The sequence below is a fragment of the uncultured Veillonella sp. genome (assembly GCF_963534045.1).
Taxonomy (GTDB): Bacteria; Bacillota; Negativicutes; order Veillonellales; family Veillonellaceae; genus Veillonella.
In genome coordinates, this window is record NZ_CAUSQT010000007.1 from 25,775 (window position 1) to 38,611 (window position 12,837).

The 12,837-nt window shown below is 41.5% G+C and carries 17 protein-coding genes; 4 read left to right on the forward strand and 13 right to left on the reverse strand.

What is annotated here, in order from left to right; translation table 11 throughout:
• Positions 1–50: 50 nt before the first annotated feature.
• The 9 genes from RYP29_RS02670 to RYP29_RS02710 form a co-directional block, all read right to left on the reverse strand.
• Positions 51–614: a DUF2815 family protein gene (locus RYP29_RS02670; RefSeq protein WP_302744284.1), complete on the reverse strand. Its 564-nt coding sequence runs from the start codon at positions 612–614 to the stop codon at positions 51–53.
• A 12-nt stretch (positions 615–626) separates the two neighbouring features.
• Positions 627–938 (reverse strand): hypothetical protein, encoded by a 312-nt coding sequence (locus tag RYP29_RS02675; protein ID WP_156717719.1) that lies wholly within the window; start codon positions 936–938, stop codon positions 627–629.
• A complete protein-coding gene (locus tag RYP29_RS02680) occupies positions 935–2,299 on the reverse strand; it encodes a YadA-like family protein (protein WP_311532099.1) in 1,365 nt (454 codons plus the stop codon). The genes RYP29_RS02675 and RYP29_RS02680 overlap by 4 nt, the downstream gene beginning before the upstream one ends.
• 5 nt (positions 2,300–2,304) lie before the next feature.
• A complete protein-coding gene (locus tag RYP29_RS02685) occupies positions 2,305–3,447 on the reverse strand; it encodes a DUF2800 domain-containing protein (RefSeq protein WP_311532100.1) in 1,143 nt (380 codons plus the stop codon).
• A complete protein-coding gene (locus tag RYP29_RS02690; protein WP_311532102.1) occupies positions 3,440–3,847 on the reverse strand; it encodes a hypothetical protein in 408 nt (135 codons plus the stop codon). Before RYP29_RS02690 ends, RYP29_RS02685 begins: the two co-directional genes overlap by 8 nt.
• A 139-nt stretch (positions 3,848–3,986) precedes the next feature.
• Complete coding sequence (locus RYP29_RS02695; protein ID WP_311532104.1) at positions 3,987–4,496, reverse strand: hypothetical protein; 510 nt, start codon at positions 4,494–4,496, stop codon at positions 3,987–3,989.
• A gap of 151 nt (positions 4,497–4,647) precedes the next feature.
• Positions 4,648–4,854, reverse strand: coding sequence for a hypothetical protein (locus RYP29_RS02700; RefSeq protein ID WP_311532105.1), 207 nt, complete (start codon positions 4,852–4,854; stop codon positions 4,648–4,650).
• Positions 4,851–5,036 (reverse strand): hypothetical protein, encoded by a 186-nt coding sequence (locus RYP29_RS02705; protein ID WP_311532106.1) that lies wholly within the window; start codon positions 5,034–5,036, stop codon positions 4,851–4,853. Before RYP29_RS02705 ends, RYP29_RS02700 begins: the two co-directional genes overlap by 4 nt.
• A 65-nt stretch (positions 5,037–5,101) precedes the next feature.
• Positions 5,102–5,302, reverse strand: coding sequence for a hypothetical protein (locus RYP29_RS02710; RefSeq protein ID WP_311532108.1), 201 nt, complete (start codon positions 5,300–5,302; stop codon positions 5,102–5,104).
• Positions 5,303–5,760: 458 nt separating this feature from the next.
• On the opposite strand from RYP29_RS02710, the gene RYP29_RS02715 reads away from it, so the two are divergent.
• From RYP29_RS02715 to RYP29_RS02730, 4 genes are all read left to right on the forward strand, one after another.
• Entirely contained in the window at positions 5,761–6,114 is a 354-nt protein-coding gene (locus tag RYP29_RS02715) for a transcriptional regulator (protein ID WP_052076847.1), read from the forward strand.
• Positions 6,115–6,229: 115 nt separating this feature from the next.
• On the forward strand, positions 6,230–6,853 hold the full coding sequence (locus RYP29_RS02720) for an ImmA/IrrE family metallo-endopeptidase (protein WP_311532110.1): 624 nt from the start codon (positions 6,230–6,232) through the stop codon (positions 6,851–6,853).
• 22 nt (positions 6,854–6,875) lie between these two features.
• Positions 6,876–7,433, forward strand: a complete 558-nt coding sequence (locus RYP29_RS02725; protein ID WP_311532112.1) for a hypothetical protein — start codon at positions 6,876–6,878, stop codon at positions 7,431–7,433.
• A gap of 264 nt (positions 7,434–7,697) precedes the next feature.
• The gene (locus RYP29_RS02730; protein ID WP_311532114.1) at positions 7,698–8,783 is read left to right on the forward strand and encodes a site-specific integrase; all 1,086 of its coding nucleotides are present in this window, start codon (positions 7,698–7,700) and stop codon (positions 8,781–8,783) included.
• A gap of 95 nt (positions 8,784–8,878) precedes the next feature.
• On the opposite strand, the gene RYP29_RS02735 is transcribed toward RYP29_RS02730, so the two are convergent.
• The 4 genes from RYP29_RS02735 to RYP29_RS02750 are packed head-to-tail and all read right to left on the reverse strand — an operon-like array spanning position 8,879 to position 12,833.
• The gene (locus RYP29_RS02735; protein ID WP_311532116.1) at positions 8,879–9,073 is read right to left on the reverse strand and encodes an AtpZ/AtpI family protein; all 195 of its coding nucleotides are present in this window, start codon (positions 9,071–9,073) and stop codon (positions 8,879–8,881) included.
• A 1-nt stretch (position 9,074) separates the two neighbouring features.
• Positions 9,075–10,217, reverse strand: coding sequence for a non-hydrolyzing UDP-N-acetylglucosamine 2-epimerase (gene wecB, locus RYP29_RS02740; RefSeq protein WP_005377046.1), 1,143 nt, complete (start codon positions 10,215–10,217; stop codon positions 9,075–9,077).
• 56 nt (positions 10,218–10,273) lie between these two features.
• The gene (locus tag RYP29_RS02745) at positions 10,274–11,428 is read right to left on the reverse strand and encodes an MraY family glycosyltransferase (protein WP_287503116.1); all 1,155 of its coding nucleotides are present in this window, start codon (positions 11,426–11,428) and stop codon (positions 10,274–10,276) included.
• Between the two features lie 46 nt (positions 11,429–11,474).
• Positions 11,475–12,833 (reverse strand): PFL family protein, encoded by a 1,359-nt coding sequence (locus RYP29_RS02750; protein ID WP_311532119.1) that lies wholly within the window; start codon positions 12,831–12,833, stop codon positions 11,475–11,477.
• Positions 12,834–12,837 lie beyond the last annotated feature (4 nt).

Here is a 12,837-nt window from a genome sequence, read left to right on the forward strand (position 1 = left end):
GGCAGGCGCAATAGGTTTCCACATCAATACTGAGCTCCATAATTGCCTCCTTAGATTAAATCGTCGTCATCGTCTAGGTCGCCTAAATCATCGTCGCCGAAGTCATTAGCGGATACATGTACACCGCCAAGGCGTTCGCCATCTTTGACTTTACGGATGCCGTTTAGACCAAAGCCTACACCCTTCTTACCGTTGAAGTTGTAGGCAAAAACAGAGAGTGCAACTTGCGCGTATACACCAGAGTAGATTTCTTCTTCGATGTCGAAGTCATCCATTTTGATTTTGTCGCGAGTAAATACGATAGGTTGCTTATCGCTGTTAGCGTTAATGAAGTATTTGCCAGCATATGTTTCCGGTTGGTCGACTACCGCTTCATCGGTATCGCCATCACGTAAGTTCAATTTTAGGTATGCAGCTTTGCCTTCTACCTTAGCAACTGCTTTCGGATCCGCTTTAAGTTCTTCAATCGCACGTTCGAAAGCTTTGATAGTCTTCTTATCTGTTTTATCGATAATGATTTGAGAGCTGTATTTTGCTTTGCCATCATCATTTTTACGAGGGGAAGCGATATTTGCATAAGAAAGTCTTACTACACCAGTTGTTAATTTAGCCATGTTACTGTCTCCTTATTTCTTAAATGGGTCATGTTCATAATCAAACCCTATTACTGTATTAAACAATTCATCTAATTCATTTTCGATATCAGAACGTTCATCATCGAGTCGGTCCCACTCCTCATCCTCTAACCAAGGATACTCATATGGGTCTAACTCCTCTTCTTCCGTTTGATATCTAAGTTCTATCGCGTCGCATCTAGCATCTACCGTACAATATCGCGTGTATAAGCTAGTGGCGTAGGCAATAGTAATTTGGTAAAGCTCGTCGAGGTAATGCCCCCGTTCATGAAGCTCTATAGCGATAGCTCGTACGGAAGTCATTTTTCAACCTCCGCCATTAGCTTCGCTACTAATGCTTCTAGCTTAGAGATACGGCTTTGTGCATCCCTTGCTTCTGCTACGTAGTCCGCGCCCCTTCCTGTTTTAAAAGAAACGCTTACATTGTATTGATTCTCAGCGCCTAACGTAGCTCCGAAGCCTAACATGATACGCTCATTAGGTCTAGCGAACACCCCAAGCGCTACGGCGTTGCTATTGCGATAATAACCGTAAGAAATCGAGTAGCTGACCTTATCATTTCTGTTGAACTCCAAAGGATGGAGCCCAGCTAATGCTGCACTAGATGCACCCAATTTATTAATGCGTTGTTCAGTTGCATTAATACGATTGTTAATTTCACCGGCCATGTTATAGGTGCGTAGTTCAAGCGCCGTAATTCGGCCTTCGTGGTTAGCCGATGTGCCTTGAAGTGTGCTGATATCAGATGTATTAGTACGCACCTTTGCACCTAATGTATTAATCTCATCATAAGCTGCAAAGAGTTGACTTCCGTTAACCGCGTCCAAACTGTCAGCTTCCACTCTACCCGCACTCACGTTTTGGAGTTGACGGTTATATTGAGCCACGCCACCTGCACCTGTGCGAGCTTTGGAGCCAAAGGAAACTACGGCGCCAGGTTGCTCGCCGGCAAAGATATGGCGAGTACCATTTAGGTCTACACCGTCAACCCCTACCGCATCATCGGTCACCGCGTTGGTGCCGATGGCCACAGAGTTGGCACGATCTGCAATTGTATTATTCCCAAAGGCAACGGCGTCAGTTGCTAAGGATTTAGCATGCGTGCCGAATACTAAGGCACCTTGGCCGTTGCTTTCAGAATTAGAACCAAATACCAATTGTTCCTTATCTGCACCAATCGTATTGTTGTACCCTATTACAGCGGACTGTCCACCGGATACCGTGCCATTGTTAGCACCAACTGCGACAGAGTTTTCACCAGTCACATTGTTGGAACGACCGAAGGCCACAGAGCTTTCACCTGATACGAACGCACCATTACCGATAGCAACGCTATCATAGGACGCAGTTCTAGCCTGGTTGCCAATAGCTACGGTGTATTCCACCAAGCTTTCGGCATGACTACCAAAGGCGAAAGAGTTACGGCCGGCTGCTTTGGCATCGTTGCCACCAGCAAAGCCGTTTTCACCGGATACAGTATTGTTCGTACCAAATGCCAACGCATTATTTGCGTCGATATTATTTTGGAATCCCCATACTGCGGAGCTAGTAGAATTCGTAGATATGGTATTGTTTGTACCACCTACTGTATTATTGCTAGTTGCGCCGGCTACATTGACAGCCAGCGCGGAAATCGCGAGTACCGCTGTTACTGTTTTACTCATTGTGTTTATACCTCACCATCAAATTCATTCATCATTGTTTCAACTGTATTAATTGCGGGGCGTTTATCGCTGTCCGGTACAAGTGTAGGCTTGCCTTCGGGCTTGTCGATATACGCCTCTAAGTATTCTGCGACGCCCTTTTTACCAAGAACCTTTTGCAGATTCGTGATACCTTCAAGTTCACGTGGTTTAAAGATGTCTTCTTCCTTGTAGCCATTATCGAGTAACGTTTTAGCTGCAGCATCCGGATCCGTGATAGTACGTCTTGATGTACCTTCTACTAATTTGTATCCAGGCCATTGCTTTTCACCTGATAAGGCTTTCTCATAGGCAAAGTCGTAAACACCTTTAATCCATTTTGTGATTAAATCCTTCATCGCTAGGATGTCGGATACTTCCTGATCAGTTAGCAATTGATTTAACTTGCCACCGTCTTTATAGAAAGCCGTAAGGCAAGTATCAGCTAATGCCCGGCAGGTATGCCGTGCTTTACAAAAGTTACAGTAATCACAAGGCGTACAATCGCCCTCACCACGAAAGGCACGCTGTGCGATTGGTTTGATTTCTTCACCCCAATCAAGCAGTTCCTCAAGCGCCATTTCATCGGTAGATACGCTGTCCAGTCTTGGCTGAACGATGGTCATGCGGACCGATTTAACGTCATACAGGAACTCGTTTATGTCGTAAGCACCCAACGCGTAGAGCCTCATTTGTGTGTTTTCAATGGCACTCACTGGAACGCCCTTGCCGTACTTCAGGTCAATCACTTCCAGGATGCCGTCCGCTACGATTACCATATCGCCCGTACCAAAGCCATCAGGTACCCACCTAGAGAAGTCGAGCCGTGCTTCAATCATGGATTCCGCATCAGATGAACGGGCACGAGCCTCGTTCACCTTTTCTTCGCAGATGTCAACATATCGGTTAACGGCTTCTATCATTTCAGTAGAGTAGTCATCTAGCTTAGGCGTTTTTTTGCCCTCCAGTTTATGGCGCAGGATGGATTCTGCTAGGTCGTGTGCTACCGTACCTTCCGCAGCATAGGGCGATTGTTCATCAGGGAACATCGCTTCTAATCTTGCTGAAGGAGTACATACTAGCCATCTGGCGCTACTTGATGCACCTAGTAAAGCGTGTTTCTTAGTCACGGCTATTCACCCATTCCATAATTTGAATACGTTGTTCATCGGTAGCAGATGTTACCTTTTCGGCGCCGATGCTATCTAAGAAGGCTTTGAATTCGCCTTTTGCTTTCGTTTTATCAGCGGCTTTTGCCATTACATCTTTCACTGCTTCACGAGTTGCCTCGAGGCTAGGAACTTCTTTTTCAGGTTCCACTGCGGGCGCGGGTTCTTCTTTAACCGGTTCAACTTTGACTGGGGTTTCTACTTTAGTAATAGCTTTTGCCTTTTTAGCCTTAACTTCTTCCTTTGCACGGTCGATAGCATCGGCTTTATCTATAGAAGAACCTACGATAGCTCGGTATAGGTCTTTGATTTCTTGATTTAATTCATTAGCGGTTTCTACTGTGATTTTTAACTCGATCATTGTTTTGTTTCCTTTCGGTTTAACTATGTGATATACTTTAAATGGATATTTTTCTATGGGCCCTTTACACATTGCCATGCGTGAGGGCATTTTTTTTGTGCCTAAGCATTCATCAGGACACGTTGTACAGTCTTGCAATTTAATCACCGCCCTTCAGTGCACTTAAATCTAATGTTGTTCCCTTGTCAGTATTTTGCCACTCATAAAAGTCAAGCCCTGACGATTTTAAAATATCGGCAGCCGCTTTACCTCCAGGGGCGGCATCGATAACACGACGCGCAGATTGATAAGCGTTCTCTAACTTTTCAAGTTTTTCATCATACGGTTTTGCAATTGTATAGAGTAATTTAATCTCATCTTTTGGGTTATCAATTCGCGCCGTCCACAAATTGCTTATCATACGGTTTAACATCACATCACAAGAGACAAGGCTTTGTTTGAATGTTGAACCGTAACCTGCCTTTTCTAGCGCGTTTGCAACCGATTCCGCAGAAGATAATAAATCTTTAAATTTTACAAATAGAGAGCTTGCTTCTACGGCGTTTCGTAAAGCTTCTGTTCGTGCTTTTTTCAAAGGATCATACCTTTTCAAATATTCACTACGGACAAAGTCACGAACTGCTGATTTTGTAATGTTTATTTTTGGCATAATATTCTCCTCTGTTTTACGGGTTGATGTATTTCTTTACATTTTTTACATACGGCGCGCGGTGCGCCTGTCGTAAAGTTCCAATACTGGTAGGGGCCTTTTAGCCTCTTATTACATCTCGTACAGCGCTGAGTTCTCATACGTACTACCTTTAAAATCTATAGCTCTGTACCTGACGGTCGCGCATTAATTTACGGCGTAATCGTCTAACCTCAATTCTGTACTCAGATACCATCCAGGCCATGAAGCCACATAATATCTGGAACAGTGCTTGCATAAATCCAATACGGTCAAGCTCTATACTTCCCACAGATCCGATAATCATGAACAGTGCGGCCGCTTTTAAGAACCCATTCATACGATGTGTGCCTCCTTAAACTCTTTATCGATTTTGCTGTCTGTCCATCCAAGTGTATTAGATAGGTAGTGTCTGAACCCGTCCTTATCTATGGAAAACGTTCTGCCCTTTTTGCCTCCCGTTTGCCAGCACTGCGCAAACGGGAATTTATCTCTTGCGATGCATTCCCGAACCGCAGTCATGGTCCATCCCAATACCGTGGCCATCTGGCAAACGGCAATTGTTTTAGTGATCATATTTACCTCCTTTAATTTAGAATTAAATACTCCGGAGGAATCCCAAGTACTATACAAATTTGTTGTGCATATTCGTATCTAATTGGGTACCCCCTGAGAGCTTTATCAATAGTACTTGCCCGCAGTTTTGTATGCTTTACTAATAAATCAAATGACAATGCATCTTTCATAGCTTTACGTAATTTAGTTTCATCTAGTACTACTTTATTCATATTTTTATCCACCGAATATACGAAATATCGTACTATTTTTTAAAAAAAAGATAATCTAAGGACTCACTTACGCCGAGTGCAGATTTAATTTTAATAGCCTCGCTAAGTAGCAAAGGATATTTTCCGTTTAATTTATCTACCAGTGTCATATATCTCATTCCTATCTTAATAGATAAGTCCTTCCTACTCCAACCTAGGCGGCCAAGTTCTGCATTTACATTTGGGTACATACATCGTCTCACCTCGTTTCTATCTACTTAAATACCTATACATACACACGAAATATCGTGTGTCTTTATGGCTTAATTGTAGTACGAAATATCGTGTATGTCAAATTTAAGGTTGTTTAATATTCTTTGCAAGCTAATTTATATATGAAATATCGTGTTTATATATTGAAATATCGTGTTTATAATGATATAATTAGGTACAAGATAATTAGTTAGGAGTATAAAACAATGACAAGAGAAGAATTTTTAAAAGAACGAATACTACAAATAGATAGTATTAGAGGATTTGCGGCATCAATAGACATGCCTTATACGACGCTTTTATCTATTCTTAAAAATGTAGGCGGAGCATCTATAGATAATATTCTCAAAATTTGTAGCGGATTAGGGATTTCCGCGGACTACTTAGCCACATTAGAAGACGGCTCTCGATTAGATGATTCATTTGATCCTGATTTAATTGCATTACAACGAAATTATAAATCGTTAGACAATGCATCTAAAAAGGAGCTAAGTTCTTATGCTCAATATCTTTATACTAAGCAAGGAGGTAAAATGCCTGAGGATGATGATATCGACTAGTAAAGAAAATGTAATACAAACAGCTAATAAAATCAGACCAATACTAACTAATAATTTAAAACTAACAGCCAGACCCATATTAAGATATTTAGTTGATAACTACGGAGTCAACATAATGACTTACAAAGAAGTTGAGAGGGATTATAATATAAGCTCCTTTCAACTAAATCGATTAACGCAATCAAATGATGCCGTATCATATTATCTACCATCAACACAACAATTCCATCTATTATATAATTCAGAGGTTTCTACCAAAGCCCGCAAAATATGGAGTATTTATCATGAGGCAGGGCACATTATTCGTGAGCACCAATTAGCGTGCCAGAACAGCAGTAAAGACGAAAGAAAGCTAATGGAATGGGAGGCTAATACGTTTACAAGAGAAATTTTGGCGCCAACTACATTAGTTTTAGGCGCAATTTCTAAATATCGTAAAGACTCGGCAACATTTCAGGATCTATATTTTATGTACAGACATTTATTTGGCTTAAGCAAACAGGCAGCTTCTTTAGCAAGTAGCAAAGTGTATAGGGAAACGCCAACAATTAACCAAGATCTTTTGAACTTTTACAGCAATCAACTCAGCGATATTTTCCCTTATATAAAAACAAGATCTGACTACGAGCAAGTAATATCGTGTATAACAAAATCGGAATACGACGTATTTAAGAGTGCTAGAGATTTACTAGGAGCTTGGTCGCCTATAGGGCGAACTTATATGCTGTCTAAAATTTAGGGAGATAAAAAAAATGAAAAAAGTGTTAGTAACAGGGGTTTTAATTACTGCTTTATGTATTGCCGGCTGCGGAGGGCCTGTTGATAATATTAAAGATGCAACAGGTTTATCAAAAGAACAGTCCCAGCAAGTACTTACCGAATTACAAAGCGTTGGGGTCACTGAGTTCGGTAATGTAAATAAAGTAGCAGATCAGCAAGGCGTGTATTACATTGTTGATGAAAAGTATGGACAAACATTCTTCCGCATCAAAAATGATAAAGTTAGTGAAATCGAAAACAGCTTCTCTACAGTTTACAAAAATGGACAAAAGATGAACGACATTAGCAATGTCTATATTAGTGATCAACAAAAAGCAGCATATCAAGTGGCAGCTAAAGACGCTGTATCCGCTCGACTAAAGGCACCATCTACTGCTAAATTTGATATAAAACAAGTCATTCGTTATGATAATAGCGTTACCGTTCGTGGCACGGTTGACGCACAAAATGGATTTGGCGCAATGGTTCGAGGTATGTTCTTTGTGAAAATCAAAGCGGATACGGGAGAAGTAGACTCCGTCAGCATTAATAATTTATAACAGTCCGTGCACAGCGTGATATAATAAGGGTACCAGTACCCATCCACGCTTCAGGGTTTAACGACTACAGCGCGCCAGGATGGGTCTTTTTATTATATCGTTTTGCAGATACAAAAATTCAGTACGTGCAAAAATTGCACGTACTGAATAGGGCTTTTTATGCTGAAAAAAAGTTAGTTCTGATGTGGGTTCTTCCGAATTTGTTGACGTCAACAAATTCGGAACTATTGAGGCTTATTCACTATAAACAAGGAGGATATATCTATGGCCATGAAACGCGCCAACGGAACAGGATCCGTTTACAAGATGAAGCATAAGCCCCTACGTAAGCCATATCGAGCCGTGGTGACTCTCGGATACAATTCTGAGGGTAAGCCCTTACGTAAATCAATAGGCACCTTTGCAACGCAAAAAGAAGCGCATAATGCATTATCGGCTTATGATGCTAATGCTCCGCAATATGAAGTCAAGGATACGACCTTTGGCCAATGTTGGGAATGGATGATTGAAGATAAGATACGTAAAGGGGTTATTTTAGAAAAAGGCGGCTATCTTTACAATAAAAAGAAGGTTGAGCATCTACTAAAAATACCTATCAAGGACATAAGACTTGCACATATGCAAGACGTCATTGACAGGTATGCAGATAAAAGCCATACAACTTTAGTACAAATTAAAACTGCTATGAAAGCAACTTTTGACGCTGCTATCAAAAATGATATCGTTGATAAGAACTATGCTGCGCTTGTAACGCTTCCACAAAAGGTAAAATCTGAAATCCATAAACCTTTTACACCTGTTGAGATATCTCATTTATGGGAGCTGGCAAAAACAGACCGGGATGCTCGCATATTATTGGTGTACATATATTCAGGAATACGACCTGGTGAAATCCAAGGCATTAAACTAAAAGATGTTTATATTAAAGATAGATACATGATTGGTGGCAGTAAAACTGCAGCAGGTAAGAATCGCATCATACCGATTGCGGAATCTATCCTACCATTCATTAAGGAGTGGTATAAGTTAAGTAGCTTCCAACGGCACGAATATCTACTTCCGAAAGATACGCCTAAGCACTTATTAGTAGCTATTCGAAACTACTTAAACAAGCATTTCCCTGGGCACCTCCCGCACGATGGAAGGCATACATGCGCTACGCTATTAATTCATATCGGTATATCGGAAGCTACGACAAAAACTATATTAGGTCATCGACATTCGGACGTAACCAATCAAGTATATATCCACAAAGACGTGTCTGAATTAGTAGCAGCAGTAAATAAATTACCTGATAAGAATAGCCTTTTATGTGAGGATTATGCGTCTTTAACTTTCTCCAAAAGTTGAGCAACGGTTGAGCAACCGAGTTGATTTTAAAAAATCTAAAACAATCTGCAAATAAATAAAGCCGGTAAATACGTATATTTACCGGCTTTATGGCATTATTGTATCTGTTTATATAACATATAAAAGCCTGTTAGGGCACCGATTAATCCAAGAATAACCATGCATAATGGCATGGTATCCATCCATGTATCCAATTTATATCCTATCCAGATAAATCCACCGATACAAAATAAAAGGGTCAGCCCTGCCGATGTAGCCATCGCCAGAGCTTTCACCATATCCTTGTCCATATTATTTACCAAATCGATTAGGACGATTAGCATCGCCTAAGAACTCGTGACGTAAAGCTTGCAAGATACGCTCAGATGCTTTGCCATCACCATAGGGGTTAACCGAATTCGACATCGTCTTATACGCTGCTGCATCATGTAATAGCTCATGAGCAGCTTTATATACCGCGTCTTTATCAGTACCTACAAGGCGTACTGTACCAGCATCAACAGCCTCGGGGCGTTCTGTAGTATCACGCAATACGAGAACTGGTTTACCGAGAGCGGGGGCCTCTTCTTGAATTCCGCCAGAATCTGTAAGAATTAAATAGGACTTAGCCATCAAGTTTGCAAATGGCTCATAATCAAGAGGATCGATAAGTGTAACACGGTCAACATCCCCTAGTTCCTCTCGAACTACTTGACGAACTTTAGGATTTTTATGCACTGGGAATACCACTTGAATATCATCAAAATCATTCAATAAATCACGAATGGCTTGATACACATGGCGCATAGGTTCACCAAGGTTTTCACGACGATGTGTGGTAACAAGAACTGTACGCTTATTTGGATCCAGTGCATTAATAGCCGCATCATCAAAGACATAATTATCTTTTACCGTTGTATCTAGTGCATCAATTACAGTATTACCAGTAACATAAAGGTGATCAGTATTAATATTTTCTCGTTTTAAATTCGCTTCAGAACTAGCAGTAGGTGCAAAATGATAGGTTGCCAAGGAACCTGTTAATTTGCGGTTCATCTCTTCTGGAAATGGAGAGTAAATATCGCCTGTACGAAGGCCTGCCTCCACATGACCTACTGGGATTTCTTGGTAAAAGGATGCCAACGCACCTGCAAAGGTTGTTGTCGTATCACCATGAACGAGTACTACATCAGGTTTTGCTTCTTCTAAAACGGATTTTAATCCCATCAATGCACGATTTGTCACATCGTACAACGTTTGACCTTGGCTCATGATATTCAAATCATAATCAGGCGTAATGTCAAACAGGCGCAACACTTGGTCGAGCATATCTCTATGTTGTGCTGTTACAGTTACAATTGGCTCCATATCTGGTGCCGCTTCTAAGGCTTTTACTAGCGGAGCCATTTTGATTGCCTCTGGTCTTGTACCAAAGATAGTCATTACTTTCAACATTTACTCATCCTCCACAGAGTCTAATAAAAAAGGGGCGCATTGCGCCCCTACATTGGTTACTCTTTTTTAGAGTCATCATCTGAATGCTCTAATGCTTTTGCCAATTCTTTGCGATCAAACGAAATAGTCTCATCTAAATCGCTACGTTCAATTGTAGGGCGTGGTAAGGGATGTCCCGCCGCATCACTATGTGTAATAACACCCAAGCGACGAGCCACATAGATACTACATAGGAAAATGGCTAAGACTAGTACGCAACCAATCCAAGCATTAACCTCTGCAACGATAACCGAAACACCACCGAAGAGAGCGGTAACGGCATACATCATCAATACTGCTTGTTTTTGAGATAAGCCTTGTGCCAATAAACGATGGTGTACATGACCTTTATCTGGTTTAAAGATAGGTCGTCCACTAATCTTACGACGTACGATAGCAAACAATGTATCTAATATAGGTAAACCAAGAACGATAGCTGGAACAACTAAAGCAATGGTAGCTGCCGTTTTCACGGCCCCCATAACAGATATGGCTGCTAAGGTATAGCCGAGGAGCATCGAACCGGTATCCCCCATAAATATCTTGGCGGGATTAAAATTGTACCGCAAGAAACCTACCGTAGCACCTGCAAGAGCCAATGCGATACAAGCTAAATCAATTTGACCTAATTGTAATGTCATCGCACATACGGCAATACAAGCGATAAAGGAAATCCCTGCTGCCAAGCCATCAAGCCCATCGATTAGATTGACAATATTGGTAAATCCTACAATCCAGAATATGGTCAACGGAATGGCCCAATACTTCAAGTAAACTACACCACCCCAAGGGAGGTTGATAAAGTCTACGCGAATATCATAGGCCACAAGAATGGCTGCAGCAATAATTTGCCCCATCAATTTCGTCTTCGGTTCAATTTGTCGGATATCGTCCCAAATACCAACAAGTACTAGAATAACAGTACCCAATACGAACCCGAATAATTTATGGTCATGAGGAATACTATTATTAAATAGCACAGATCCTATATAACCAAGAAAAATAGCCAATCCACCAAGACGGGGAATAGCACCATGATGCACTTTACGAGCATCAGGTTTATCAATGGCCCCTACGGCAACAGCAAAGCGCTTAACCAAGGGGGTTAGTGCAAAGGTTATGACGAGAGCCAACACAAAGGCCCACACATAATCAGGCACATACTCACTCATAAGTACACCTCCAACAACTCGAATTCAACAGATTCGAGGTTTCAACTTAGTTTGTTAAGCTGCGAATAGGTGCTGGAATACGACCGCCACGAGCAATAAACTCAGCTGCGCTGTATGGACTTACTTCAATAATTGGAGCATAGCCAAGAAGGCCGCCAAATTCAACAACTTCTCCAACTGTTTTACCAGGAACTGGGATAACGCGGACTGCTGTTGTTTTATTATTAATCATGCCGATAGCAGATTCGTCGGCGATGATAGCAGAAATTGTATCTGCTGTTGTGTCGCCAGGAATAGCAATCATATCGAGACCTACGGAACATACACAAGTCATAGCTTCTAATTTATCAAGGGATAGACTACCGCAAGATACAGCATCAATCATGCCTGCATCTTCAGAAACCGGAATGAAAGCACCACTTAAACCGCCTACGTGAGAGGATGCCATAAGGCCACCTTTTTTCACCGCATCGTTTAACAAGGCTAATGCTGCTGTAGTACCATGGCAACCACAGGAAGATAAGCCCATTTCTTCAAGGACATGAGCTACGGAGTCACCTACTGCAGGCGTTGGTGCCAAGGACAAGTCGATGATACCAAATGGTTTACCAAGGCGACGAGATGCCTCTTGTGCTACCAATTGACCAACACGTGTAATTTTGAACGCCGTACGTTTAATAGTTTCGGCCACAACGTCAAATGGTTCACCACGCACTGCTTCAAGAGCATGTTTTACAACACCTGGGCCAGATACACCTACGGAAATAGCGCTATCACCTTCGGTTACACCGAAGAAAGCACCTGCCATAAATGGATTATCTTCTACAGGATTACAGAAAATAACGAGCTTAGCACAACCAAGTGCATCATTATCTTTAGTAAGGTCAGCCGTCTTTTTAACGATAATGCCCATATCACGAACTGCATCCATGTTGATACCTGTTTTAGTGGAACCAACACCAACAGAACTACAAACGATGTCTGTTGTGGCTAACGCTTCAGGAATAGAATCGATAAGAATACGGTCAGCTTTAGTCTCACCTTTCGTAACGAGTGCAGAAAAACCACCGATAAAATTAATACCCACAGTTTTGGCTGCGCGGTCAAGCGCTTCTGCAATTGGTACATAAGATGTTAAATCACTGCCACCAGCCACTAAGGAAATCGGTGTTACAGAAATACGTTTATTGATGATAGGCACACCAAATTCACGCTCAATGTCCTCACCGGTTTTAACCAAATGTTCAGCTTCTTTGGTAATACGGTCATAAATGCGATTGCAGAGTTCTTTACCAGAGCTAGATGCACATTCTAACAAGCTAATGCCCATTGTAATGGTACGCACATCAAGCTTGTTATCATGAATCATCTGATTCGTTTCAAGAATATTGTCAATAGATAACATGTGC

Coding starts and splice junctions, on each gene's coding strand:
- RYP29_RS02680 (WP_311532099.1), bottom strand. CDS start 2,299: ATGAGTAAAACAGTAACAGCGGTACTCGCGATTTCCGCGCTGGCTGTC.
- RYP29_RS02705 (WP_311532106.1), bottom strand. CDS start 5,036: ATGACTGCGGTTCGGGAATGCATCGCAAGAGATAAATTCCCGTTTGCG.
- RYP29_RS02745 (WP_287503116.1), bottom strand. CDS start 11,428: ATGAGTGAGTATGTGCCTGATTATGTGTGGGCCTTTGTGTTGGCTCTC.
- RYP29_RS02715 (WP_052076847.1), top strand. CDS start 5,761: ATGACAAGAGAAGAATTTTTAAAAGAACGAATACTACAAATAGATAGT.
- RYP29_RS02700 (WP_311532105.1), bottom strand. CDS start 4,854: ATGAATGGGTTCTTAAAAGCGGCCGCACTGTTCATGATTATCGGATCT.
- RYP29_RS02670 (WP_302744284.1), bottom strand. CDS start 614: ATGGCTAAATTAACAACTGGTGTAGTAAGACTTTCTTATGCAAATATC.
- RYP29_RS02675 (WP_156717719.1), bottom strand. CDS start 938: ATGACTTCCGTACGAGCTATCGCTATAGAGCTTCATGAACGGGGGCAT.
- RYP29_RS02735 (WP_311532116.1), bottom strand. CDS start 9,073: ATGGACAAGGATATGGTGAAAGCTCTGGCGATGGCTACATCGGCAGGG.
- RYP29_RS02690 (WP_311532102.1), bottom strand. CDS start 3,847: ATGATCGAGTTAAAAATCACAGTAGAAACCGCTAATGAATTAAATCAA.
- RYP29_RS02710 (WP_311532108.1), bottom strand. CDS start 5,302: ATGAATAAAGTAGTACTAGATGAAACTAAATTACGTAAAGCTATGAAA.
- wecB (WP_005377046.1), bottom strand. CDS start 10,217: ATGTTGAAAGTAATGACTATCTTTGGTACAAGACCAGAGGCAATCAAA.
- RYP29_RS02695 (WP_311532104.1), bottom strand. CDS start 4,496: ATGCCAAAAATAAACATTACAAAATCAGCAGTTCGTGACTTTGTCCGT.
- RYP29_RS02730 (WP_311532114.1), top strand. CDS start 7,698: ATGGCCATGAAACGCGCCAACGGAACAGGATCCGTTTACAAGATGAAG.
- RYP29_RS02750 (WP_311532119.1), bottom strand. CDS start 12,833: ATGTTATCTATTGACAATATTCTTGAAACGAATCAGATGATTCATGAT.
- RYP29_RS02720 (WP_311532110.1), top strand. CDS start 6,230: ATGACTTACAAAGAAGTTGAGAGGGATTATAATATAAGCTCCTTTCAA.